This window comes from uncultured Luteimonas sp., from assembly GCF_947492465.1.
Classification (GTDB): domain Bacteria; phylum Pseudomonadota; class Gammaproteobacteria; order Xanthomonadales; family Xanthomonadaceae; genus Luteimonas.
This window is the reverse complement of record NZ_CANLNF010000002.1, coordinates 16640-41291: the sequence shown is the minus strand read 5'-3', so window position 1 is coordinate 41291 and position 24652 is coordinate 16640. Positions and strand designations below refer to the sequence as shown.

Genomic DNA, 24652 nt, shown 5'->3' with positions numbered 1-24652 from the left:
GATGTCTCAGTAGACCGAGCCGCCGTCCGGCTGGCGCTTGAAGCGCCGGTGGATCCACAGGTACTGATCGGGGGCCGCACGCGCCATGTCCTCGATCCCGGCGATCACCCGCGCGGTGTCGGCGGTGGCGTCCTTCGACGGGAATCCTTCCAGCGCCGGCCACAGGCACAGCGCATAGCTGCCGTCGGCCCGGCGCCGGTGCTGGAACAGCACGACCGCCGCGCCCGACAGCCGCGCCAGCGAATGGGTCGAGGTGAGGCTGTGCGCCGGCTGGCCGAAGAAGGGCACGAACACCGCCTCGCCGCGGCTCGGATCCTGGTCGGGCGCATACCACAGCAGCCCGCCCTTCTTCAGGTGGCGGACCGCACCGCGTACGTCCTGCTTGGGGAACATCGCCGCCGCGTAGCGCGCGCGTCCGCGCCGCACCGCCCATTCCATGGCCGGCGAGGCGTGCGGCCGGTACATGCCGGCCAGCGGCACGTGGTCGCACATCAGCCGGCCGCAGATCTCCAGCGTGCTGAAGTGTCCCGACACCACGATCACCCCGCGGCCGCCAGCGCGCGCGGCCTCGATGTGCTCCAGGCCTTCGACCGTCAGGCCGCGCCGCATCGGATCGACCGAGCCCCACCAGGCGCGCGCGAATTCGAACAGGCCGGTGCCCAGCGAGGTGAAGTGCGCGCGCAGCAGCGCCTCGCGCGCCGCGGCGTCCAGTTCCGGGAAGCACAGCGCCAGGTTGCGTGCGGCCACCTCGCGCCGGTCGCGCAGCAGCACGCGCAGCAGCGTGCCCATGCCGCGCGCGATGGCGCGCTGCCACAGCCAGGGCAGGCGCGCGGCCAGCGCCATCAGGCCGATGCCCAGCCACGTCGGCCAGTGGCGCGGCGACAGCGGCGGCGGGGGCAGGGGGGTGGTGTCCGAAGCCATGCGCCGATTGTAGTCGGCGGGGCGTGGCGGGACGCTGCGCCGGTACGGCGAGGGACGCGGCGCATCGCGAGTCTTGCGTGCAGCGCCGCTATGCCACGCGCCGCGCCGCGCCGTCATCGCCGGCGCACCCGCAAGCACGCACGAGGCGCGGACTCCGGCTCCCGGCCGCTCGGCCATTCCCGCTATCCTGTCGCCATGCCCGCCGCCGACAAGACCGAACGCCTGTTGCGCGGCCTGTACTCGGCGGCGCTGTATCTGCTGGTACCCGTCACGGTCTATCACCTGATCTGGCGCGGCTTCCGCCAGGAGGCCTATTTCGAGCGCTGGAGCGAGCGCTATGCGCGCTATGCGACGCCCGCGCGCGACACGCCGGTATGGGTGCACGCGGTGTCGGTGGGCGAGGTGAACGCGGTCGCGCCACTGGTCAATGCGCTGCTGGAAGCGGCGCCGGAGCGGCGCCTACTGGTGACCACCATCACCCCGACCGGCTCGGCGCGGGTGCGCGCAATCTGGGGCGAGCGCGTGGACCACGTCTACCTGCCGTACGACCTCGTCGGTGCGGTGCGCCGCTTCCTCGAGCATTTCCGGCCGCGGATCGCGCTGGTGGTGGAAACCGAGCTGTGGCCCAACCTGCTGCTGTGCTGTCGCGATGCCGGCGTCCCGGCCTACCTGGTCAACGGCCGCCTGTCCGAACGCTCGCTGCGCGGCTATCGCGTGCTGCGGCCGCTGCTGTCGCGGGTGCTGGCCACCTTGCGCCGGGTCGTGGCGCAGTCGGCGGACGACGCGCGCCGCTTCGGCGAGCTGGGCGCGCCGGAGGCTTCGCTGGTGGTCGCCGGCAACCTCAAGTACGACATCGCCATCGATGCCGGAGCGCTCACGCTTGCGGCCGGCCGCTTCCGCGAGCGCATCGGCGACCGGCCGGTCTGGATCGCCGCCAGCACCCATCCGGAGGAGGAAGCGCCGGTGCTCGAGATGCACCGGCGCCTGCGCGAGCGCTGGCCGGACCTGCTGATGCTGTGGGCGCCGCGCCATCCCGAACGGTTCCGCGGCGCCGCGCAGCAGGCGGTCGACGCCGGCTGGCGGGTGGCCACGCGCCGGCTGACGCAGTGGCCGGACGCGGGCGACGCGGTGTTCGTGCTCGATACGCTGGGCGAGCTGCAGCAGTTCTACGCCTGCGCCGACGTGGCCTTCGTCGGCGGCAGCCTGCAGGACATCGGCGGGCACAACCTGCTCGAGCCGGCGGCGGTCGGCACGCCGGTCACCAGCGGCCCGCACCTGCACAACTTCGCCGACATCGCGCGGCAGATGCAGGCCGCCGGCGCGCTGCGCGTGGGTCAGGATCCCGCGGCGGTATCGGCCATCCTGGCCCAGCTGCTGGAAGACACCGCCGCGCGCGGGGCCATGCGCGAGGCGGGCCTGGCCCTGGTGCGCGACGGCCGGGGCGCGCTGCAGCGCACGCTGGATGTCATCGCGCCGGATCTTCCGGCGGCCGACGCCTGACCGGGAGGCCGGCGACGCCGGCACGCACGGGAGCGCAGGTGCGACACCATCCCGCGGCGGCGGTGTCTGTTTCCTGCTGCCAAGGCGAACACGGGGCAGCGGCCCGGAACGACGAAGCCGGCGCAGGCGCCGGCTCCGGGGTCGCACCGGCGCGTGTGCCTACTGCTGCGGCGCAGGCGCCGTGGTGTCCACGGTCAGCAGGCGATTCACGTCCTGCACGGTGGACGCGTCCAGCGTGCCGGCGGCCTGCTCGAGCAGCAGCCGGTTGCGCAGGTAGTTGTAGCGCGCGGTCGCGTAGTTCTGCCGCGCGACGAACAGGTTCTGCTGGTTGATCAGCACGTCGATCACGGTGCGGGTGCCCACTTCCAGGCCGACCTGCGAAGCGTCGTAGGCGCTCTGCGCCGATACCAGCGCCAGGCGCCGGGCCTCGACCTCGCTGATGCCCGCCACCAGCGCCTGGTAGGCATAGCGGGTGTTGCGCTCGATGGCGCGGCGGCCCTGCTCGAGCTGGTCCTGGGCGATGTCCCGGCTGTTGATGGCCTGGCGCACCTGCGACTGGGTGGCGCCGCCCGAGAAGATCGGCACGGTCAGCGTCAGCCCGATCGAATGGCCTTCCTCGGTGAGCGAGACCTGGCCCGGCGACGGCGAGTACCAGCCGGTGTTGTTGCTGTAGGTCACGCCCAGGCCCAGCGACGGCAGGTGCCCGGCGCGGGCGGTGGTCACGCCGTGCTCGGCGCCCTGCACCGCGTACCGGGACGCCTGCAGGCTCGGGTTGGTGTCGAGGGCGCGCTGCACCCAGGCTTCCACGTCGCCGCCGGCCGGCAGCTCGGGGCGGAAATCCTCGGGCAGGGCGCGCAGCGCATTGATCGGCGTGCCGGTGATCTCGGCCAGCGCCTGGTAGGCATCCTGCAGGGCGTTGCGCGCGAGGATGGTGTTGGCGCGCGCGCCGTCGTACTGGGCGCGGGCCTCGTGCACGTCGGTGATCGGCGCCAGGCCGACCTCCAGGCGCCGGTCGGCGTAGTCGAACTGCTTCTGGAACGCCGCTTCCGCAGCCTCGGCCGCGTTGAGCGTTTCAAGCGCCACCAGCACGTCGAAGTAGGCGTTGGCGGTGCGCGAGATCAGTTCGTCGCCCGCGGCCTCCAGGTCGTAGTCGGCGGCGATCGCGTACTTGCGCTGCGCGCGCACGTTGGAGATCGTGCCGAGGTCGAACACGCTCTGGCTGAGCCTGGCCGAGTAGTTGCGGCTGCGCGAGGAGCCGGTTTCGCCCGCATCGTGGCCACGGCCCAGGGTCGCGGTGCCGTCGATCTGCGGCAGCAGCGCCGCGCGCGCCTGCACCGCGTTCTCGCGGGTCGACAGGCGCTGGGATTCCGCGATCGACAGCTGCGGATCGTTGACCCGCGCCAGCTCGTAGGTCTGCATCAGGTCTTCGGCGAAGACCGGCGCGGACGACAGGGCCAGGGCGAGGGAGAGAACGAGGGGGCGGCGGAGCATCGGGAATCCTTGGCGAAGAATGCGGGAACGTGTCAGAACTGGAATTCTGCCGGCGGCTCGGCGCCGGCCAGGTAAGCCAGCCCGGTTTCGAACAACGACTCGATGCGGTGTCCGTTGACGTCGCCGTGCACCAGCACCGCATCCATCGCCGGCGCGCGGCCCTGCACCACGAACATGCGCCCACCGGGACGCAGCCATTCGAGGAAACGTGACGGGATGGTGTCGACCGCGCCGGACACGCAGATCGCGTCGAACTGGCGGCCGGGCGTCCATGCGAATGCGTCGGCGGCGACGACCGCCGCGTTGCCGATGCCCTGCGCACGCAGGCGGTCGCCGGCGGCCTCGGCCAGGTCGGCGTGGCGTTCGATGCCGACCACCTCGCGCGCCAGCGACGCCAGGCAGGCGGCCATGAAGCCGCTGCCGGCACCGATCTCGAGCACCGATTCGCCGCCCTGCAGCTCAAGCGCCTGCAGCGCACGGCCTTCGAGCACGGGCTTGAACATGGTCTCGCCGTGGCCGATCGGCAGTTCCAGGTCGGCATAGGCCAGGGCCCGGTGGCGCTCGCCCACAAAGGCCTCGCGCGGCAGGCGCGCCAGCACGTCCAGCACGCGCCCGTCGAGCACGTCCCAAGGACGGATCTGCTGCTCGACCATGAACTCGCGGGCCTTGGCGAAATCGAACGTCATCTTGCGGTCCGGGAAATGGAGGGAGGGAACGCGATTCTACCGGCCGGATCGCGCGAATTCCCCGGTGGCCATCATCGCCAGCGGCCCGGGGGCGGCTGAGTGCCGGAAGTCACCGCGACCGATGGCCTGCCGGTTCACGCCACCGGCCGCGGTCCGCGGCCATAGGCGCGCAGGAACATGTCGACCGTGGCCGCGATGTGTTCGTCCACGCCGGCCGCGCTGGGCCGCTCGCACAGGCCGCAGGCCATGCGCGTGTGCAGGTCGCCCTTGAGCAGCGCGAAGAACTGCCGCGCCGCGCGCGCCAGGTCGGGAATGTCCAGTTCGGCCTCGCGCGCCTCGAGGAGGGTGGCGAAGGCGCGCTGCACGCGCTCGGGCCCGGCCTGCCAGAACAGCTGGCGCAGGCGCTCGTCGCCGCCGGGGCTCATCATCATGCGGTGCGTGGCCAGCGCTTCCTCGCTGGTGATCATCGTGAAGAAGGCGCGGGCGATCCCGACCAGCTGCGAGCGCAGCGGCGCCGACGGATGGGCCACGAACAGGTCGTCGGGCATCAGCGAGTCGCAGACCAGCCGCACCGCCTCGCCGAACAGGGCTTCCTTGTCGCCGAAATGGCTGTAGACGGTGAGCTTGGACACGCCGGCCTCGGCCGCGATCTGGTCCATGCTGGCGCCTTCGAAGCCGAGCCGGGTGAACATGCGTGCGGCGGCATCGAGGATCGCCGCGCGCTTGGCCAGGTCCTTGGGGCGGCCGGGGCCGGCGGAGGGCCTGGACTGCGCGGCTGCGGACGGAAGCTTGGGTGCCATGCAGGTAATACTAGACTAATCGGTTTGCTATTTATACTCTGCGCGTCCTGGCATTCACACGGCGCTCCGGATGCACACCATGGGACGTTGCTTCCCCGCATGGATCGTCGGCCTCGCGCTGGCCGGCCTGCTGTCGGCCTGCGGCAGCGAAGACGAAAAAGCGTCCGGGCCGCGTCCGGTCCTGGTCGTACAGCCGCGCGGCGGCGCCGAGGCGGCGGTCTCGACCTATGCCGGCGAAATCCGCGCGCGCGAGGAAAGCCCGCTCGCGTTCCGTATCGGCGGCAACCTGGCGCGGCGCCACGTCGATGCCGGCGAGCACGTGCGCGCCGGCCAGGTGCTGGCCGAGCTCGATCCGGGCGACCAGCGCCTGCAGGCCGAGGCTGCGCGCGCGCAGCTGGCGGCCGCCGAGGCCGAACTGGCGCGCGTCCGCGCCGACCGGGCCCGCTTCCAGGCGCTGGCGCAGGAGCGGCTGGTCAGCCAGTCGGCCATGGACGCGCAGGACTCCGCCTGGCGCGCGGCCGAGGAACAGGCACGCGCCGCGCGGGCGCAGCTGGACGTGGCCCGCAACCAGGCCGCGTACGCGCAGTTGCGCGCGCCGCGCGACGGCGTGATCGCCAGCCGCCTGGCCGAGGCCGGGCAGGTCGTCGCCGCCGGGCAGGCGGTCTACACCCTGGCCGGAGATGGCGGCCGCGAGGTGGCGATCGCGCTGCCCGAATCGCGCATCGGCGAGGTCCGCCTGGGGCAGCCGGTCGAGGTCGAACTGTGGGACGCGGCGGACCGGCGCCTGCCGGGCCGCATCCGCGAGATCGCCGCCGCGGCCGAACCGCAGGCGCGCACCTTCGCCGCGCGCGTCGCGCTGGAGCCGGGCGCCATCGACCAGGTGGCGCTGGGCCAGAGCGCGCGCGTGTACGTGCGCCAGGACGGCGAGGGCGCGGCGCTGAGCGTGCCGCTGTCGGCGCTGCAGCCTGCCGCGTCCGGCGGGCATGCGGTGTGGGTGGTGGAGCCGGGCAGCGGCGCGCTGCGCCTGGTTCCGGTGGAAACCGGGCGGCTCGGCCAGTCGCGGGTGCCGGTGCTGTCCGGACTCGAGGCGGACGCATGGGTGGTGGCGGCCGGTGGCCATCTGCTGCGCGAAGGCCAGGTCGTGGCGCCGGTCGATCGCGACAACCGCCCGGTGGTCGCGGCCGCGGACGCGCCGCGGTGACGGCGGTCCGCCAGCGCCGCGATGCCGCCGGCCGCGCGGGACGCTGACCGATGCGCTTCAACCTCTCCGAGTGGGCGCTGCGCAACCGCAGCCTGGTGCTGTACGCGATGATCGTGGTCGCGATCGGCGGCGCGCTGTCCTACCTGCAGCTCGGGCGCTCGGAAGACCCGCCGTATACCTTCAAGGCCATGGTGGTACGCACGCTGTGGCCCGGCGCCACGGCCGAGGAGGTCGCGCGCCAGGTCACCGAGCGCATCGAGAAGAAGCTCATGGAAACCGGCGAGTACGAGTACATCCGCTCGTACTCGCGGCCGGGCGAATCGCAGGTGATCTTCATGGCGCGCGATTCGATGCACTCGCGCGACGTGCCGCAGCTCTGGTACCAGGTGCGCAAGAAGGTCGGCGACATCCGCGCGACCCTGCCCGAGGGCGTGGTCGGGCCGTTCTTCAACGACGAGTTCGGCGACACCTTCGGCAACATCTACGCGCTCACCGGCGAAGGCTTCGACTACGCGGTGCTCAAGGACTATGCCGACCGCGTGCAGCTGGAGCTGCAGCGCATCGACAACGTCGGCAAGGTCGAGCTGATCGGACTGCAGGACGAACGGATCTGGATCGAGGTCAGCAATACCCGGCTGGCCACGCTCGGCATTCCGATGCAGGCGGTGCAGCAGGCGCTGTCGCAGCAGAATGCGGTCTCGCCGGCCGGGTTCTTCGAAACGCCGAGCGACCGCGTGCAGCTGCGCGTGGACGGCGCCTTCGGCTCGGTCGAGGACATCCGCGACTTCCCGATCCGGGCGGGCGACCGCACCGTCCGCCTGGGCGACATCGCCAGCGTCAGCCGCGGGTTCTCCGACCCGGCCGCGCCGCGCATGCGCTTCATGGGGCAGGACGCGATCGGCTTGGGCGTGTCGATGCGCGAAGGCGGCGACATCCTGCGCCTGGGCAGCACCCTCGATGCCGCGTTCGAGCGGCTGCAGCGCACCCTGCCCGCGGGCATGGAGCTGCGCAAGGTCACCGACCAGCCGGCCGCGGTGCGCGATTCGGTCGGCGAGTTCGTCAAGGTGCTGGCGGAGGCGGTGGCGATCGTGCTCTTGGTGAGCTTCTTTTCGCTCGGCTTCCGCACCGGGCTGGTGGTGGCGGTGTCGATCCCGCTGGTGCTGGCGATGACCTTCGTGGTCATGGAGTGGTTCGGCGTCGGCCTGCACAAGATTTCGCTCGGTGCGCTGGTGCTGGCGCTGGGGCTGCTGGTCGACGACGCGATCATCGCGGTGGAGATGATGGCGATCAAGATGGAGCAGGGCTTCGACCGCTTCCGCGCCGCGGGCTTCGCCTGGACCAATACCGCCTTCCCGATGCTCACCGGCACCCTGGTCACCGCCGCCGGCTTCCTGCCGATCGCGACCGCCGCCTCGGGGGTGGGCGAGTACACGCGTTCGCTGTTCGAGGTGGTGACGATCGCGCTGGTGGTGTCGTGGATCGCGGCCGTGCTGTTCATCCCCTGGCTGGGCGAGAAGATGCTGCCGGACATGGACGGACATGCCGGCAAGCCGTCGGTGCTTCGGCGCGCGTCGGCATTCCTGTCGGGATTGCGTTCCCGCTCCCTCCCCCGCATGCGGACGAGGGCCGGGGCGGGGGCACGCGGCGAAGCGTCGCCTGCGGACGTGGCGACCGGCCTGCCCCCGTCCCAACCCTCGTCCGCGCGCGGGGCAGGGAGCGAACGAGCAGATGCCGGCGGAGTCGCACCACCTGCGCACGACCCCTACCAGACGCGCTTCTACCAGCGTTTCCGCGGCCTGCTGGACTGGTCGCTGCGCCACCGCTGGCTGGTGATCGGCGCGACGGTCGGCGCTTTCGCGCTGTCGCTGGCGCTGTTCCGTTTCGTGCCGCAACAGTTCTTCCCCGACTCGACCCGTCTCGAGCTCATGATCGACATGGAGCTGGCCGAGGGCAGCTCGCTGCGCGCGACCGAAGCGCAGGTGCGCAGGCTCGAGGCGCTGCTCGAGGGGCGCGAGGGCATCGACAACTACGTGGCCTATGTCGGCACCGGTTCGCCGCGCTTCTACCTGCCGCTGGACCAGCAGCTGCCGCAGACCAACTTCGCCCAGTTCGTGGTGCGCACGCACGACCAGGACTCGCGCGAGGCGGTGCGCGCCTGGCTGATCGACGAGGCGGCGTCGCAGTTCCCCGAGCTGCAGCTGCGCGTGACCCGGCTCGAGAATGGGCCGCCGGTGGGCTACCCGGTGCAGTTCCGCGTGTCGGGCGAACACGTCGAGCGCGTGCGCGAGCTGGCCGCGCAGGTGGCCGACCGCGTGCGCGACAACCCGTACCTGGTCAACGTGCACCTGGACTGGAGCGAGCCGAGCAAGGTCGTGCGCGTGCGCATCGACCAGGATCGCGCGCGCGCGCTGGGCATCAGTTCGCAACGCGTCGCGCAATTCCTGTCCAGCTCGCTCAGCGGGCTGCAGGTGAGCACCTTCCGCGAGGGCAACGAGCTGATCGGCGTGCTGCTGCGTGGCACCGGCGAAGAGCGCACCCACCTGGAGCTGCTGGGCAGCCTGGCGATCCCGGGCGGCGAGGGCGGTCCGGTGCCGCTGTCGCAGCTGGCCACGCTCGAGTACGGCTACGAGGACGGGATCATCTGGCATCGCGACCGGCTGCCCACGATCACCGTGCGCGCCGACATCCGCGACGGCGTCACTCCGCCGACGGTGGTGGCGCAGATCCTGCCCACGCTGCAGGACATCCGCGATGCGCTGCCGCCGGGCTACCTGCTCGAGACCGGGGGCACGGTCGAGGATTCGGCACGCGGACAGGATTCGATCAAGGCCGGCCTGCCGCTGTTCCTGCTGGTGGTGGTGACCCTGCTGATGCTGCAGCTGCGCAGCCTGTCGCGCTCGCTGCTGGTGCTGCTGACCGCGCCGCTGGGGCTGGTCGGCGTGACGCTGTTCCTGCTGGCGTTCCGCGTGCCGTTCGGCTTCGTGGCGATGCTGGGCACGATCGCGCTGGCGGGCATGATCATGCGCAACTCGGTGATCCTGGTCGACCAGATCGAGCAGGACATCGCCGCCGGGCACGCGCGCTGGGACGCGGTCATCGACGCGACGGTGCGGCGTTTCCGGCCGATCGTGCTGACCGCGCTGGCGGCGATCCTGGCCATGATCCCGCTCTCGCGCAGCGCCTTCTTCGGGCCGATGGCGGTGGCGATCATGGGCGGCCTCGCCGTCGCCACCGTGCTGACCCTGCTGTTCCTGCCGGCGTTGTATGCGGCCTGGTTCAAGGTGCGCCGGGACGAGCCGGCGCCCGGTCCGGCGCACTGAACGCCACGGGTCTCGCGCCGGCGGGCGGCTGCGCCCGCCGCTGATTGCGAGTCCGCTGCCGCAGCCGCTCAGCGACGCCGCGCGGCGTCCGCGTCCAGCAGCGCCATGAACGCGCGCGCCGCATTCGACAGCGTGCGCCCGGTGTGGGTCACGTAGCCCAGCCGGCGCCGCAGCCGCGTGCCGGGCACGCGCAGCACCACGGTCGACGCATCGAGCATCGTGTGCGGCAGCACGCTCCAGGCCAGACCGACGCCGGCCAGCATCTTCAGCGTTTCCATCGCATTGGTGGTCATGTGCAGTCGCAACGCGAGCCCTTCGTCGGCGAAGCGCCCGGCCACGATCCGGTGGGTGAAGGTGCTGGCGTCCGGCAGCACCGCCGGGTGCGTCGCCAGTTCGGCCAGCGTGGCGCGGCCGCGCGCGGCCAGCGGATGGTCCGGCGCGACCACGAACTCCAGCGGGTCGTCCCACACCGGCACCGCGCGCAGCGGGGGCGCGGCGGGGCCAAGCGTCGTGATCGCGAGCTCCAGCCGCCCGTGCAGCACCTCCGACCAGGCGTGTTCGGAATCGAGGAAGCGGATGTCCACTGCCGCCCGTGGGTGTTGGTGGACGAAGGCGCGCAGCATCGGTGGCAGCCGGTGCAGGCCGATGTGGTGGCTGGTGGCGAGGTTGAGCCGGCCGCCCACGTCCGCATCGAGGTTGCCCAGGGCGCGCCGCGTGTCCTCCATCTCGCCGAGGATGCGGCGCGCGCGCGGCAGCAGTGCACGGCCGGCCTCGGTCAGCGCGACCTCGCGGCCGATGCGGTCGAACAGGCGCCGGCCGAGGTGCTGCTCCAGCACCGCGATGCGCTTGCTGACCGCCGGCTGGGTGAGATGCAGCCGTTCACCGGCCGCGGAGAAGCCGCCGCTGTCGGCGACCGCGACGAAGGCGTCCAGGCTGGCGAGGTCCATCCAGTCGTTCCAGTTATGCGATGAATGAAAAATATGAATTGGAGTTATCGAAAACAAGTGCCTACGATGGGCTGGACCAGACGCCCCGACGGCCACCGCGCTGCCGCATTCGCGCACGGAGGCGGGGAAGCGCCGCGCGCCACGCAACGACACCAGGACCCACGCCAAATGCCCGGCCAGACCCTGTACGACAAGCTGTGGGAAATGCACGAAGTGCGGCGTCGCGACGACGGCTCCTCGCTGATCTACATCGACCGCCACATCCTGCACGAGGTCACCTCGCCGCAGGCCTTCGAAGGCCTGCGCTTGGCCGGGCGCAAGCCCTGGCGGGTGGACGCCAACATCGCCACGCCCGACCACAACGTGCCGACCACGAAGGCCGAACGGCAGGGCGGCCTGGAGGCGATCGTCGACGAGGTCTCGCGCCTGCAGGTGCAGACCCTGGACGAGAACTGCGACGACTTCGGCATCCTCGAGTTCAGGATGAACGACGCGCGCCAGGGCATCGTTCACGTCGTGGGTCCAGAACAGGGCGCGACCCTGCCCGGCATGACCGTGGTCTGCGGCGATTCGCATACCTCCACGCACGGCGCGTTCGGCGCGCTGGCGCACGGCATCGGCACTTCCGAGGTCGAGCACGTGCTGGCCACGCAGTGCCTGGTCGCCAAGAAGATGAAGAACATGCAGGTGCGCGTCGAAGGCCGGCTCGGTCCGGGCGTGACCGCCAAGGACGTCGTGCTGGCGGTGATCGGCAGGATCGGCACCGCGGGCGGCAACGGCCACGCGCTGGAGTTCGCCGGCAGCGCGATCCGCGAGCTGTCCATCGAAGGCCGCATGACCATCTGCAACATGTCGATCGAGGCCGGCGCGCGCGTGGGCATGGTGGCGGTGGACGACAAGACCATCGAGTACGTGCGCGGCCGGCCCTTCGCGCCGAAGGGCGCCGACTGGGACGCGGCGGTGGCGCTGTGGCGCACGCTGGTATCCGACGACGACGCGCACTTCGACACGGTGGTCGAACTGCGCGCCGAGGACATCAAGCCGCAGGTCAGCTGGGGGACCTCGCCGGAGATGGTGCTGGCCGTCGACCGGAACGTGCCGGACCCGGCGTGCGAAACCGATCCGGTGAAGCGCGATTCGATCGAGCGTGCGCTCAGGTACATGGGCCTGCAGCCCAACCAGCCGATCGCTTCGATCCGGCTCGACCGCGTGTTCATCGGCTCATGCACCAATTCGCGCATCGAGGACCTGCGCGCCGCCGCGGCGGTGGCCAGGGGGCGCAAGGTCGCCGCCAGCGTGAAGCAGGCGTTGGTGGTGCCGGGTTCGGGCCTGGTCAAGGCGCAGGCCGAAGCCGAGGGGCTGGACCGTATCTTCATCGAGGCCGGTTTCGAATGGCGCGAGCCGGGCTGCTCGATGTGCCTGGCGATGAATCCCGACAGGCTCGGCAGCGGCGAGCACTGCGCGTCGACCTCCAACCGCAACTTCGAAGGGCGACAGGGCGCCGGCGGGCGCACCCACCTGGTCAGCCCGGCCATGGCGGCGGCCGCCGCCGTCGCCGGCCACTTCGTCGACGTGCGCGAACTGGCACCGGCCTGAGGACCTGACCACATGAAAGCCTTCACTACCCACGCCGGCCTGGTCGCCCCGCTCGACCGCGCCAACGTCGACACCGACCAGATCATCCCCAAGCAGTTCCTCAAGTCGATCCGGCGCAGCGGCTTCGGCCCCAACCTGTTCGACGAATGGCGCTACCTCGACGTCGGCCAGCCCGGACAGGACAGCAGCACGCGTCCGGTCAATCCCGATTTCGTGCTCAACTTCCCGCGCTACGCCGGCGCCAGCGTGCTGCTGGCGCGCGAGAACTTCGGCTGCGGCTCCTCGCGCGAACACGCGCCCTGGGCACTCGAGGAATACGGGTTCCGCGCCATCATCGCGCCGGGTTTCGCCGACATCTTCTACAACAACAGCTTCAAGAACGGACTGCTGCCGATCGTGCTGGCGGAGCCGGAGGTCGATGCGCTGTTCGCGCAGTGCGAGGCGAACGAGGGCTACTCGCTGGCGGTCGACCTCGCCGCGCAGACGGTGACGCGCCCCGATGGCGTGCAGTACCGCTTCGAGATCGATGCGTTCCGCAAGCACTGCCTGTTCAACGGCCTGGACGACATCGGCCTGACCCTGCAGGAGCACGAAGCGATCGCCGCGTTCGAGGCCCGGCACCGCGCGAGCCAGCCTTGGCTGTTCGACGCGCTGGGCTGAGCGTCGCGCCGTCGGTCCGCCGGAGGCCGCAACGAAGAACGCCGCCCGGGGGCAGCGTTCTCGCATCGCGCGGTGGCGATGTCAGTACACGCCCTGCGCCAGCATCGCATCGGCGACCTTGACGAAGCCGGCGATGTTGGCGCCGTCGACGTAGTTGATGCTGCCGTCCTCGCGCTTTCCGTGGCGCACGCAGTGGCCGTGGATCTCCTTCATGATCGCGTGCAGGCGCTCGTCGACCTCGGCGTGGTGCCAGGACAGACGCAGCGCGTTCTGGCTCATCTCCAGCCCCGAGGTCGCCACCCCGCCGGCGTTGCTGGCCTTGCCCGGCGCGTACAGCGTGCCGGACTCGAGGAACACGTCCACCGCCTCCAGCGTACTCGGCATGTTCGCGCCTTCGGCTACGCAGACCACGCCGTTACCGACGAGGGTGCGCGCATCCTCGCCGTCCAGCTCGTTCTGGGTGGCGCAGGGCAGGGCGATCTCGGCCGGAATGTGCCACGGCCGCCTGCCGGGCAGGTATTCGAACCGCGCGTCCTCCGCCAGTTCGGACAGGCGGCCGCGACGCAGGTTCTTGAGCTCGGCGACTTCGCGGATCGCGTCCGGGTCGAAGCCTTCGCGCGCGTACAGGGTGCCGTCCGAATCGCTGAAGGTCAGCACCTTGCCGCCCAGTTCCTCGGCCTTGAGCGCGGCGAACTGCGCCACGTTGCCCGAACCGGAGATCAGCACCCGCGCGCCCTGGGTTTCGCGCCGCGCGTGGTGCAGCATCTGCTCGACGAAGTACACCGTACCGTAGCCGGTCGCCTCGGGACGCATCAGGCTGCCGCCGTAGGACAGGCCCTTGCCGGTGAACACCGCGCCGGCGTGGTTGGACAGCTTCTTCATCATCCCGGCCATGTAGCCGACCTCGCGCGCGCCCACGCCGATGTCTCCGGCGGGCACGTCGGTGTCCGGACCCAGGTGCCGGTGCAGCTCCAGCATCAGCGCCTGGCAGAAGCGCATCACCTCGCCATCGCTCTTGCCCTTGGGGTCGAAGTCGGCGCCGCCCTTGCCGCCGCCCATCGGCAGGGTGGTCAGGGCGTTCTTGAAGGTCTGCTCGAAGGCGAGGAACTTCAGGATCGACAGGTTCACCGACGGATGCAGGCGCATGCCGCCCTTGAACGGGCCGATCGCGGAGCTGTGCTGCACGCGCCAGGCGCGGTTGACCCGCACCTTGCCGTGGTCGTCCACCCAGCTCACGCGGAACTGGATCACGCGCTCGGGTTCGACGAGCCGGTCCATCAACCCGTCGCGGCCGTACTCGGGAAAGCGTTGCAGGAAAGGCCAAAGACTGGCCGTGACTTCCTTGACCGCCTGCAGGAACTCCGGCTGGCCTGGATCGCGACGCTCGACGCGCGCAAGAAACTCGTCCCTGGAAAGCGGCATGCCATCCCCCTGTCTGTTCGATGTCGTCGGCCGGCGCTGCATCCCTGCGCGCCGGCGGTGGGCCTCAGGCGAGGCGTTCGATCACCGCCTGCGCGGCGTCGGTCGTGCCCACCGCCTCGCCCGCGGCGGCCAGGTCGGCGGTGAACACCCTCGCGTCGAGCGCGGCGGACACCGCCGCCTCCACGGCGGCCGCCTCCGCTTCGAGCCCGAGCGAATGGCGCAGCAGCATCGCAGCGCTCAGGATGGTGGCGTAGGGATTGGCGATGCCCTTGCCGGCGATGTCGGGTGCCGAACCATGGATCGGCTCGTAGATCCCCACCTTGCCCGCGCCCAGCGAGGCCGAAGCCAGCAAACCGAGCGATCCGGCCAGCATCGAGGCCTCGTCGGTGAGGATGTCGCCGAACATGTTCTCGGTGACGATCACGTCGTAGGCGCGCGGCTTGGAAAGCAGGTGCATGGCCATCGAGTCGACCAGCTGGTGCTCGACCGTCACGTCCGCGAACTCGTCGCGCATCACCCGCGTGGTCACGTCGCGCCACAGGCGCGAGGTTTCCAGCACGTTGGCCTTGTCGACCGAGGTCAGGTGGCCGCGGCGCTGGCGGGCGAGCGCCGCTGCGCTGCGCACCACGCGCTCGATCTCGGCCACGCTGTAGCGGCACAGGTCGGTCGCCTCGGTGTCGCTGCGGGTCTTGTCGCCGAAGTAGATGCCGCCGGTCAGCTCGCGCACCACCACGATGTCCACACCCTGCAGCAACTCGGGCTTGATCGGCGAGGCGCCCAGCGCGGCGGCGTGCGGCTTGACCGGGCGCAGGTTGGCGAACAGGCCCAGCGCCTTGCGGATCGCCAGCAGGCCCTGTTCCGGGCGCACCTTCGCGTTGGGATCGGACCACTTCGGCCCGCCCACCGCGCCCAGCAGGATGGCGTCCGCCTTGCGTGCGGCTTCCAGCGTCGCCGCCGGCAACGGCTCGCCGTGGCGGTCGATGGCGAAGCCGCCGATGTCGTGCGTGGAGAAGGCGAAATCGTGGCCGAAGCGGCGGCCGACGGCCTCGAGGACGGGAAGGGTGGCGGAGATGATCTCGGGGCCGATGCCGTCCCCGGGCAGTACGACGATGTCAGCGTGCATGGACTTCGATTGCGGACGTGGAAGGGAGCCGCCGGCGCGGACCGCCGCGGCGTGTGCGATCCGGCGGCCGCGCGCAGGCGCGGGCCGTCGGGGGCGGAACGGTCAGGCGCTGGCGCGGCTGTCGAGACCGGGCGTGGCCGCCGGCTGGCGGCGCAGGATGCGGTTGGCCACGTCCAGCCAGGCCAGCGCGCTGGCCTCGATGATGTCGCGGCTGGTGCCGGTGCCCTGGTATTCGACGCCCTCGTGATGGACGCTCAGCGCGGCCTCGCCCTGCGCGTCGGCGCCGAGGCCGACGCTGTGCACGCTGTAGCTCTCCAGCGACAGCTTCACCCCGGTCGCGTTGGACAGCGCGGCGAACAGCGCATCCACCGGGCCATCGCCCAGCGCGCTCTCGCTGATCCTGCGGCCGTCCGGATCGGACAGCTCGACCTGCGCGCTGGCGCGCTGGCCGCGGTCGCTGATCGTCATCGACGAGAGCCGGTAGCCCTGGCCGACGACGCCGCCATCGATCAGGCGCTCCAGGTCGTCGTCCTCGACCACCCGCTGCTGCTCGCACAGCTCCTTGAAGCGGGCGAACACCTGGTCGAGCTGCTCGTCCTCCATCGTGTAGCCCAGTGCGCGCAGGCGGTGGCCGACCGCGGCGCGGCCGCTGTGCCGGCCCAGCACCATCTTGGTGTCGGGCCAGCCCACGTCGGAGGGATTCATGATCTCGTAGGTGCTGCGGTTGCGCAGCATGCCGTGCTGGTGGATGCCGGACTCGTGCGCGAACGCGTTCTGGCCCACGATCGCCTTGTTGCGCTGCACGGGCATGCCGATCAGGCGCTGCAGCAGCTGCGAGGTCGGTACCAGGCGGCGCGTGTCGATGCGGGTGTCGATGTCGTAGAAGGCGTTGCGTACCTTCAGCGCCATCACCAGTTCTTCCAGCGCGGCGTTGCCGGCGCGCTCGCCGATGCCGTTGATGGTGCATTCGATCTGGCGCGCGCCGCCCTCCATCGCCGCCAGCGAGTTCGCGACCGCCAGGCCCAGGTCGTTGTGGCAGTGGGCGCTGAACACCACGTCGCGGGCGCCGGGGATGTTGCCGATCATGCGCTCGAACAGGCCGCGGATCTCTTCCGGCGTGGTGTAGCCCAGGGTGTCGGGCACGTTGATGGTGGTGGCGCCGGCGGCGATCGCCACGGCGACCGCTTCGTGCAGGAAGTCCTCCTCGGTCCGGGTGCCGTCCTCGGGCGAGAACTCGATGTCGTCGACGTAGCGGCGCGCCATCGCCACGTGCGTGCCGATCGAGTCGAGCACCTGCTCGCGGCTCATCCGCAGCTTGTGCTCGCGGTGCAGCGGGCTGGTGGACAGGAACACGTGGATGCGCGGGCTGGCCGCACCCTCGAGCGCGCGTGCCGAGGCCTGGATGTCGCCCGGCAGGCAGCGCGAGAGCACCGCCAGCGTGGTGTGGCGCAGCTCGCGCACGATCTGCGCGGTGGCGTCGCGGTCGGACTGGGAACTGGCCGGGAATCCGGTTTCGATGATGTCCACGCCGAGCTCGGCGAGCGCGCGCGCCATCACCACCTTCTGCTGCGGCGTCATGCTGCAGCCGGGGGACTGCTCGCCATCGCGCAGCGTGGTGTCGAAGATGCGTACGAATTCGGGGTTGCTGCTCATGCGAGGAGTTCCTCGGGAAGGTCCTTGCGGATGTTACTCGGTGCGGATTTCTGCCGCGGCGACGGTGCATCGGATGCGGGGAGAAGGCCGGCGGGAAGCGGGGGTTGCTTCGCCGCCGGCAAGGGAAGTCGCTCGCGCACGCGCCGGCGCGGCTTGCGCGGCGGGCGCGGGCGGACCTCCGACAGCAGGGCGGCCAGCACGCCTGCGTCGACGTTGCCGCCGGACACGACCGCGCACTTGCGCTTGCCCGCCACGCGCTTGCCCGCGGCCAGCGCGAGCGCGCCCGCGCCTTCGGCGATCACGTGTTCTTCCAGCGCCAGCCGCACCAGCGTCTCGCGCAGCTCGGCCTCGCGCACGATCACCACGTCATCGAGCAGGTCGCGCAGGATGCGTTCGGTGAGGTAGCCCGGTTCCTTCACCCGCACCCCGTCGGCGAGCGTGGGGCGTGGATCGACCAGGCTGCGGTCGCCCTTGAGCGCGCGGCTCATCGCATCGACGCCCTCGACCTGGGCGCCGACGATGCGCACGCCCTGCGACTTGAGCGCCAGCGCCACGCCGGAGGCCAGGCCGCCCCCGCCGATCGGCACCAGCACCACGTCCGGATTCATCGCCGCGGCGATCTCCAGCCCGACCGTGCCCTGGCCGGCGATCACGTCCGGATCGTCGAAGGCCGACAGCAGGCGGAAGCCGTTGTGTTCGGCGAGCTCCTTCGCGAAGGCCTTGGCCTCGTCGTAGGTCTCGCCGTGCAGGCGCACCGTGGCGCCCCAGTGGGCGACGCCGGCGACCTTGGTGTCCGGCGCGGTCCTGGGCATGACGGTGATCGCGGGAATGCCGAGCCGGTAGGCCGCCCAGGCCATGCCCTGCGCGTGGTTGCCCGCCGAGGCGGTGATCACGTAGCGGTCGTCGCCGCGTTCGCGCGCGGCCAGCAGCGCGTTGAGCGCGCCGCGCACCTTGTACGAGCCGGTGCGCTGCAGGTTCTCGAGCTTGAGCCAGGTGCCGAAGCGCTCGGCGTAATGGGTGGGCGTGACGTCAAGGTACTTGCGCAGCCGCGCCTGCGCCGCCAGCACGTCGCTGGCGGACACGTCGATGGTGCTGGCTACGGCAGGGTCCATCAGACCGTCGTCAGCCAGTGGCGGTACGCGGCTTCCTGGCCACGCACGACGCGACCGTACAGCGCCTGCAGTTCGCGCGTCACCGGGTTGTCGCCATACACGCGATCCTCGATCTGCGCGACCGGCGCCACCTCGGCGGCGGTGCCGCAGGCGAACACCTCGTCGGCGTCCAGCAGCTCCGACAGCGGCACCATCCGCGATCCGGCGCCACTGAGCTGCAGCAGCGTGTCGCGGGTGATGCCGGGCAGGGCGTCGCGATGCTCGACCGCGGTGATGCGTCCGTCCTTGACCATGAACACGTTGGCGCCGGTGCATTCGACCACGTTGTTCTCGCGGTCGGTGAACAGCGCCTCGTCGAAGCCGCGCGCCTTGGCCTCGCGCTTGGCCAGGATCGAATTGACGTAGCTGCCGCAGAGCTTGAGCGGCGGCAGCGAGTCGGCCGGATTGCGGCGCCAGCGGCCCACGCCCAGGCGCGCGCGGCTGCCATTGAGATGCACCTGGGTGGCAGTGGTGGCGACCATCAGGTGCGGCACGTGGCCCTCCACGTCGAGGCCGAAGCTGCCCTCGCCGAACCAGGCCAGCGGGCGGATGTAGGCATCGCGATGGCCGTTGGCACGCAGCGTGGCGAGCGTGGCCTGCGCGCACTGCGCCGGATCGAAGGGCAGGCCGAACATCTCGGCGCCCTGGCGCATGCGCTCGAGGTGTTCGGGCAGGCGGAACACGGACGCGCCCTCGTCGGTGGCATAGGCACGGATACCCTCGAACACGCCGCTGCCGTAGTGCATGGCATGGGTGGTCAGGCCGGCCTGCAGCGTGTCGGCAGCGACCAGAGCGCCGTCGAACCAGGCGAGTGCCTGCGCGGGCGAGGCAGCCGGCTGCGCGGATGCGGCGTGACGGGCGTGGGCTTCGGCGATGGGAGTGACGGTGGCGCTCATGAGGGGTCCGTGGGGCGGGTCGCGGTGGGGGTGATGACGGCAGGGCGGTGCCGATCAGGGGCAGGGCTGGACCTGTACCGACAGGCAGTCGTAGAGCTTGGCCAGCTGGGACTGCAGGGTCGCGTCGGGCCGCTCGCCCTCGACGGTCAGGCGCAGCCGCCATTGCTCGCCGTCGGCACCGGCCTCGCCGTTGACCGCGAGCGGGCGGAAGCCGCGCCGCTCGGTCGCGCCCAGCACGCGCGGCAGCACGCCCTCGGCGCGACGCAGGATGAAATCAAGCTGGTAGCGCATTGTTCGGCTCCCCGGAGGCCGGCGAAGTGGAGGAGGGCGTCGACGGTTCGCCGGTATCCAGCGTGCCGGCATCGTCTGGATCCATCATCTGGGCGTTGTTGTGGTTCGGCGGCACCAGCGGCCAGACGTTGGCGGCCGTGTCGATCGCCACGTGCAGCAGGGTCGGTCCTTCCGCGGCCAGCAGCGCCTTGAGCGCGGCGTCCACGCCGGCGGCCTTGTCCACGTGCAGCGCCTGGATGCCGAAGGCGCGCGCGACCTCGGCGAAATCCGGGTTGTCGGACAGGTCGATCTCCGAATAGCGCTTCTCGAAGAACAGTTCCTGCCACTGCCGGACCATGCCCAGCGCGGAGTTGTCGAGCAGCACGATCTTCACCGGCAGCCGGTAGCGGCGGATCGTCGCCAGCTCCTGGATGTTCATCATGAACGAGCCGTCGCCGCTGACGCAGATCACCTGCGCGGCCGGGCTTTCCACCTGCGCGCCCATCGCGGCCGGCAGGCCGAAGCCCATCGCGCCCAGCGCGCCACTGGTCAGGTGCTGGCGCGGGTGCTGGAAGCGCCAGTGCTGCGCGACCCACATCTGGTGCTGGCCGACGTCGCAGGCGACCACCGCGTGCGGAGCCAGTTCGCTCAGGCGCCTGAGCAGCGATGGCGCGTAGACCTTCTCGCCGGGCGCGTCGTAGCGCGGGGCATGTCGGCTGCGCCGCTCGGCGCAGGTCTGGCGCCAGGCCTTGCGCGCCGCCGCGTGCCGGCCGTCCATCTGGGCGGCCAGCGGTGCGGCCAGCCGGCTCAGGCTGGCGGCGATGTCGCCGGGCACCGACACGTCGACGCTGCGCAGCTTGCCGATCTCGCAGCAGTCGCCGTCCAGGTGCACCACTCGCGCATTGGGCGCGAACTCGGCCAGCTTGCCGGTGGCGCGGTCGTCGAAGCGCGCGCCGACCACGAACAGCAGGTCGCATTCCTGCACCGCCATGTTGGCCGCGCGGCTGCCGTGCATGCCCAGCATGCCCAGGTTGGACGGATGCGCCGCCGGCAGCGCGCCCAGCGCCTTGAGCGTGAGCACGGTGGGCAGGCCGGTCAGGTCGACGAACTCGCGGAACGCGTCGATCGCATCGCCCAGCACCACGCCGCCGCCGGCATAGACCACAGGCCGGGTGCACTGCGAGATCAGTGCGGCGGCCTCGTGCAGCGCGGCGTCGGGCGGACCCGGCACCGGATCGACCGGCAGCGGCGAATGCACCGGCAGGTGCGAGGCATCGGCCACCTGTACGTCCTTGGGCAGGTCGATCAGCACCGGGCCGGGGCGTCCGCTGCGGGCGATGCGGAACGCCTCGGCGAACATGTGCGGCAGGTCGTCGACGCTGCGCGGCAGGAAGCTGTGCTTGACGATCGGCATGGTCATGCCGAACACGTCCAGCTCCTGGAACGCGTCGGTGCCCATCAGGAAGGTCGGCACCTGGCCGGTGAGGACCACCATCGGCACCGAGTCGAACATGGCGTCGGCGATGCCGGTCACCAGGTTCGACGCGCCCGGGCCGGACGTCGCCACGCAGACGCCGACGCGGCCGCTGGCACGGGCATAGCCGTTGGCCGCGAAGGCCGCGCCCTGCTCGTGCCGTACCAGCACGTGCTTGAGCGCCGGCGCGCCGTGCAGCGCGTCGTAGAACGGCATGATCGTTCCGCCGGGGTAGCCGAAGAGCGCGTCAACGCCCTCGGCCTCGAGCGCCTGCACCAGCCACTGCGCACCGTTCATCACGCGGCCTCTTTCTGATCCTTCGGGGAGTTGTCCAGCCACACCATCTTCGCGCGCAGCTGCTTGCCGACCACTTCGATCGGGTGCTCGAGGTCGGCCTGCTTGAACCTGTTGTAGTTCGGCAGGCCGGCTTCGTGCTCGGCCACCCAGTTGCGGGTGAAGGTGCCGTCCTGGATGTCCTTGAGCACTTCGCGCATGCGCTCCTTGGTGCCGGCGTCGATCACGCGCGGACCGCTGACGTAGTCGCCGTACTGCGCGGTCTCCGACACGAACTCGAGCATGCGGGTGATGCCGCCTTCATAGAACAGGTCGACGATCAGCTTCAGCTCGTGCAGCACTTCGTAATACGCGATTTCGGGCTGGTAGCCCGCTTCGACCAGTACTTCGAAACCGGCCTGCACCAGCGACGAGGCGCCGCCGCAGAGCACGGCCTGTTCGCCGAACAGGTCGGTCTCGGTCTCTTCCTTGAAGGTGGTCTCGATCAGGTTGGCGCGCGCGCCGCCCAGGCCGCCGGCGTAGGCCAGCGCCAGGTCGCGGGCCTTGCCGCTCTTGTCCTGGTACACGGCGTAGATGCACGGCACGCCGCGGCCGATCTCGTACTCGCGGCGCACCAGCGCGCCCGGGCCCTTGGGCGCGACCAGCACCACGTCCAGGTCCTCGCGCGGCTTGATCATGTCGAAGTGCACGTTCAGCCCGTGCGCGAACAGCAGGCAGGCGCCGGGCTTCATGTTCGGCGCGATCGCCTCCTCGTACACCTGCCGCTGCACCATGTCCGGCGTGAGGACGGCGACCAGGTCGGCGTGCTTCACCGCCTCGGCCGGCGTCTTGACGGTGAAGCCGTCGGCCTTGGCCTTGGCTTCGGTCGGGCCGCCGGCGCGCAGGCCGACGGTCACGTCGAAGCCCGAATCGCGCAGGTTCAGCGCATGCGCGCGGCCCTGGCTGCCGTAACCGACGATGGCGACGCTGGGCTTGGGAAGGGAAGACTGGGTCATTTCAGGGCTCTCTGCGGAACGGTGTGTTGGAAGGGGGTGGGTGCAAGGCAATAAAAAACCCCGCCCTTGCGGTGCGGGGTTCTGCGATTTGGCGCTTCCTGCTTACGCGCCCGATCGTCCCGCACCTGTCGGCGAGGTAATAAGCACGAGTACGAGAATGGCCGCCGCGTTGGCGTCGTGGGCATTCGTCGCAGGAGTGTGGCGATGCAACATTCCTGCAAACTAACCCCGCCTTTCGGGGCTTGTCAAGCGCAAAGCTTGACAAATTGTCATGGCTTTGGTTGCCGGTGAAATCATTGCAGCCGTAACGTCGCAAAGCCCGCAGAATCCCCGCTTTGACGCGTTGCGTCATCCCCCGCGAAGTCCATGCCCGAATACCGTTCGAAAACCTCCACCCACGGTCGCAACATGGCCGGTGCCCGTGCGCTGTGGCGCGCCACTGGCATGCGTGACGAGGATTTCCAGAAACCCATCATCGCCATCGCCAACTCCTTCACCCAGTTCGTGCCCGGTCACGTGCACCTGAAGGACCTGGGCCAGCTCGTCGCGCGCGAGATCGAGCGCGTCGGCGGCGTGGCCAAGGAATTCCACACCATTGCGGTCGACGACGGCATCGCGATGGGCCATGACGGCATGCTGTATTCGCTGCCCAGCCGCGAGATCATCGCCGACTCGGTCGAGTACATGGCCAACGCGCACTGCGCCGACGCGCTGGTGTGTATCTCCAACTGCGACAAGATCACGCCCGGCATGCTGATGGCCGCGCTGCGGCTCAACATCCCGACCGTGTTCGTCTCCGGCGGCCCGATGGAGGCCGGCAAGACCCGGCTGTCCGACCAGAAGCTCGACCTGGTGGACGCAATGGTGATGGCGGCCGACGACTCGGCCACCGACGAGGAGGTGGCGGCGGTCGAGCGCAGCGCCTGCCCGACCTGCGGCTCGTGTTCGGGCATGTTCACCGCCAACTCGATGAACTGCCTGACCGAGGCGCTGGGCCTGTCGCTGCCGGGCAACGGCACGGTGCTGGCCACGCACGCAGACCGCGAGCAACTGTTCCTGCGTGCCGGCCGCACGGCGGTCGAACTCGTGCACCGCTGGTACGGCGCAGGCGACGAGCGTGCGCTGCCACGCGGCATCGCCACGTTCGAGGCGTTCGAGAATGCGATGACGCTCGACATCGCGATGGGCGGTTCGACCAACACCATCCTGCACCTGCTGGCCGCGGCGCAGGAAGCGGGCGTGCCCTTCACCCTGGACGACATCGACCGGCTGTCGCGGCGGGTGCCGCAACTGTGCAAGGTGGCGCCGAACTCGCCGGACTACCACGTCGAGGACGTGCACCGCGCGGGCGGCATCATGGCCATCCTCGGCGAACTCGCGCGCGGCGGCCTGCTGCACACCGGCGCGGCGACCGTGCACGCCAGGACGCTGGGAGAGGCGATCGCCAGGTGGGATGTGACGCAGAACGGCGACGAGGCGGTGTCGACCTTCTTCCGTGCCGGTCCCGCCGGCATCCCGACGCAGACCGCGTTCAGCCAGTCCACGCGCTGGCCCACCCTGGATACCGATCGCGCGGCCGGCTGCATCCGCTCCGTCGCGCAGGCCTATTCGGAGGAGGGTGGCCTGGCCGTGCTCCGCGGCAACATCGCGCTCGACGGCTGCGTGGTGAAGACCGCGGGCGTGGACGAATCGATCCACGTGTTCGAAGGCAGCGCCCGCGTTTTCGAGAGCCAGGACGCGGCGGTGCAGGGCATCCTCGGCGACGAGGTGCAGGCGGGCGAGGTGGTGGTGATCCGCTACGAGGGCCCGAAGGGCGGCCCGGGCATGCAGGAAATGCTGTATCCGACCAGCTACCTGAAATCGAAGGGCCTGGGCAAGCGCTGCGCCCTGCTCACCGACGGCCGCTTCTCCGGCGGCACCTCGGGCCTGTCGATCGGCCACGTCTCGCCCGAAGCTGCGGCTGGCGGCGCGATCGGCCTGGTCCGCGACGGCGACCGCATCCGCATCGACATTCCCGCGCGCTCGATCGAACTGCTGGTGCCGCAGGGCGAGCTGGCCGCGCGCCGCGCCGCCCAGGATGCGGCCGGCTGGAAGCCCGCGCTGCCGCGACCGCGCAAGGTCACCGCCGCGCTCAAGGCGTATGCACTGCTCGCGACCAGTGCCGACAAGGGAGCCGTGCGCAACCTGTCCCTGCTCGAAGGCTGAGGCGCATCTGGCCCGGGGCGGGCACGCGCCTGGGCGTGCATTGGCGC

The 24652-nt window shown here is 70.8% G+C and carries 19 protein-coding genes; 6 read left to right on the top strand and 13 right to left on the bottom strand.

Going from position 1 to position 24652, the window contains the following annotated elements:
- Positions 1 to 6 precede the first annotated feature (6 nt).
- Positions 7 to 921, bottom strand: a complete 915-nt coding sequence (gene lpxL / locus Q0863_RS05235; protein ID WP_298576065.1) for an LpxL/LpxP family Kdo(2)-lipid IV(A) lauroyl/palmitoleoyl acyltransferase — start codon at positions 919 to 921, stop codon at positions 7 to 9.
- 195 nt (positions 922 to 1116) lie between these two features.
- Here lpxL and waaA point away from each other — a divergent pair, with 195 nt between their 5' ends.
- Entirely contained in the window at positions 1117 to 2421 is a 1305-nt protein-coding gene (gene waaA, locus Q0863_RS05230; protein ID WP_298576063.1) for a lipid IV(A) 3-deoxy-D-manno-octulosonic acid transferase, read from the top strand.
- Positions 2422 to 2580: 159 nt separating this feature from the next.
- Here waaA and Q0863_RS05225 read toward each other — a convergent pair whose 3' ends face one another.
- The 3 genes from Q0863_RS05225 to Q0863_RS05215 form a co-directional block, all read right to left on the bottom strand.
- Positions 2581 to 3912, bottom strand: coding sequence for a TolC family outer membrane protein (locus tag Q0863_RS05225; protein WP_298576060.1), 1332 nt, complete (start codon positions 3910 to 3912; stop codon positions 2581 to 2583).
- A 32-nt stretch (positions 3913 to 3944) separates the two neighbouring features.
- Positions 3945 to 4598, bottom strand: coding sequence for a protein-L-isoaspartate O-methyltransferase (locus Q0863_RS05220; protein WP_298576059.1), 654 nt, complete (start codon positions 4596 to 4598; stop codon positions 3945 to 3947).
- Between the two features lie 134 nt (positions 4599 to 4732).
- A complete protein-coding gene (locus tag Q0863_RS05215; protein WP_298576057.1) occupies positions 4733 to 5398 on the bottom strand; it encodes a TetR/AcrR family transcriptional regulator in 666 nt (221 codons plus the stop codon).
- Positions 5399 to 5477: 79 nt separating this feature from the next.
- Here Q0863_RS05215 and Q0863_RS05210 point away from each other — a divergent pair, with 79 nt between their 5' ends.
- Positions 5478 to 6599, top strand: coding sequence for an efflux RND transporter periplasmic adaptor subunit (locus tag Q0863_RS05210; protein ID WP_298576055.1), 1122 nt, complete (start codon positions 5478 to 5480; stop codon positions 6597 to 6599).
- A 50-nt stretch (positions 6600 to 6649) separates the two neighbouring features.
- Positions 6650 to 9919 carry an efflux RND transporter permease subunit gene (locus Q0863_RS05205; protein ID WP_298576052.1) on the top strand — a complete coding sequence of 1090 codons (3270 nt, stop codon included), beginning with the start codon at positions 6650 to 6652 and terminating at the stop codon, positions 9917 to 9919.
- 68 nt (positions 9920 to 9987) lie between these two features.
- Here the strand turns inward: Q0863_RS05205 and Q0863_RS05200 are convergent, their stop codons facing one another.
- Positions 9988 to 10866: a LysR family transcriptional regulator gene (locus Q0863_RS05200; protein WP_298576050.1), complete on the bottom strand. Its 879-nt coding sequence runs from the start codon at positions 10864 to 10866 to the stop codon at positions 9988 to 9990.
- Positions 10867 to 11034: 168 nt separating this feature from the next.
- Here Q0863_RS05200 and leuC point away from each other — a divergent pair, with 168 nt between their 5' ends.
- Positions 11035 to 12462 (top strand): 3-isopropylmalate dehydratase large subunit, encoded by a 1428-nt coding sequence (gene leuC, locus Q0863_RS05195; RefSeq protein ID WP_298576047.1) that lies wholly within the window; start codon positions 11035 to 11037, stop codon positions 12460 to 12462.
- A gap of 12 nt (positions 12463 to 12474) precedes the next feature.
- A complete protein-coding gene (leuD, locus tag Q0863_RS05190) occupies positions 12475 to 13122 on the top strand; it encodes a 3-isopropylmalate dehydratase small subunit (RefSeq protein WP_298576044.1) in 648 nt (215 codons plus the stop codon).
- 81 nt (positions 13123 to 13203) lie between these two features.
- On the opposite strand, the gene gdhA is transcribed toward leuD, so the two are convergent.
- From gdhA to ilvC, 8 genes are all read right to left on the bottom strand, one after another.
- Complete coding sequence (gdhA, locus tag Q0863_RS05185) at positions 13204 to 14544, bottom strand: NADP-specific glutamate dehydrogenase (protein WP_298576041.1); 1341 nt, start codon at positions 14542 to 14544, stop codon at positions 13204 to 13206.
- Between the two features lie 64 nt (positions 14545 to 14608).
- Positions 14609 to 15667, bottom strand: a complete 1059-nt coding sequence (gene leuB, locus Q0863_RS05180; protein WP_298576038.1) for a 3-isopropylmalate dehydrogenase — start codon at positions 15665 to 15667, stop codon at positions 14609 to 14611.
- A gap of 102 nt (positions 15668 to 15769) precedes the next feature.
- Positions 15770 to 17320, bottom strand: a complete 1551-nt coding sequence (locus tag Q0863_RS05175; protein WP_298576035.1) for a 2-isopropylmalate synthase — start codon at positions 17318 to 17320, stop codon at positions 15770 to 15772.
- Positions 17317 to 18408, bottom strand: a complete 1092-nt coding sequence (locus tag Q0863_RS05170) for a threonine dehydratase (protein ID WP_298577047.1) — start codon at positions 18406 to 18408, stop codon at positions 17317 to 17319. Before Q0863_RS05170 ends, Q0863_RS05175 begins: the two co-directional genes overlap by 4 nt.
- Before the next feature lie 23 nt (positions 18409 to 18431).
- A complete protein-coding gene (locus Q0863_RS05165) occupies positions 18432 to 19367 on the bottom strand; it encodes an aminotransferase class IV (protein ID WP_298576034.1) in 936 nt (311 codons plus the stop codon).
- Positions 19368 to 19421: 54 nt separating this feature from the next.
- The gene (locus Q0863_RS05160; protein ID WP_298576031.1) at positions 19422 to 19658 is read right to left on the bottom strand and encodes an ACT domain-containing protein; all 237 of its coding nucleotides are present in this window, start codon (positions 19656 to 19658) and stop codon (positions 19422 to 19424) included.
- Complete coding sequence (gene ilvG, locus Q0863_RS05155; RefSeq protein WP_298576029.1) at positions 19642 to 21408, bottom strand: acetolactate synthase 2 catalytic subunit; 1767 nt, start codon at positions 21406 to 21408, stop codon at positions 19642 to 19644. Before ilvG ends, Q0863_RS05160 begins: the two co-directional genes overlap by 17 nt.
- The gene (gene ilvC, locus Q0863_RS05150) at positions 21408 to 22400 is read right to left on the bottom strand and encodes a ketol-acid reductoisomerase (protein WP_298576027.1); all 993 of its coding nucleotides are present in this window, start codon (positions 22398 to 22400) and stop codon (positions 21408 to 21410) included. The genes ilvG and ilvC overlap by 1 nt, the downstream gene beginning before the upstream one ends.
- A gap of 366 nt (positions 22401 to 22766) precedes the next feature.
- Here ilvC and ilvD point away from each other — a divergent pair, with 366 nt between their 5' ends.
- Positions 22767 to 24605 (top strand): dihydroxy-acid dehydratase, encoded by a 1839-nt coding sequence (gene ilvD / locus Q0863_RS05145; RefSeq protein WP_298576025.1) that lies wholly within the window; start codon positions 22767 to 22769, stop codon positions 24603 to 24605.
- The last annotated feature ends 47 nt before the right edge of the window (positions 24606 to 24652 follow it).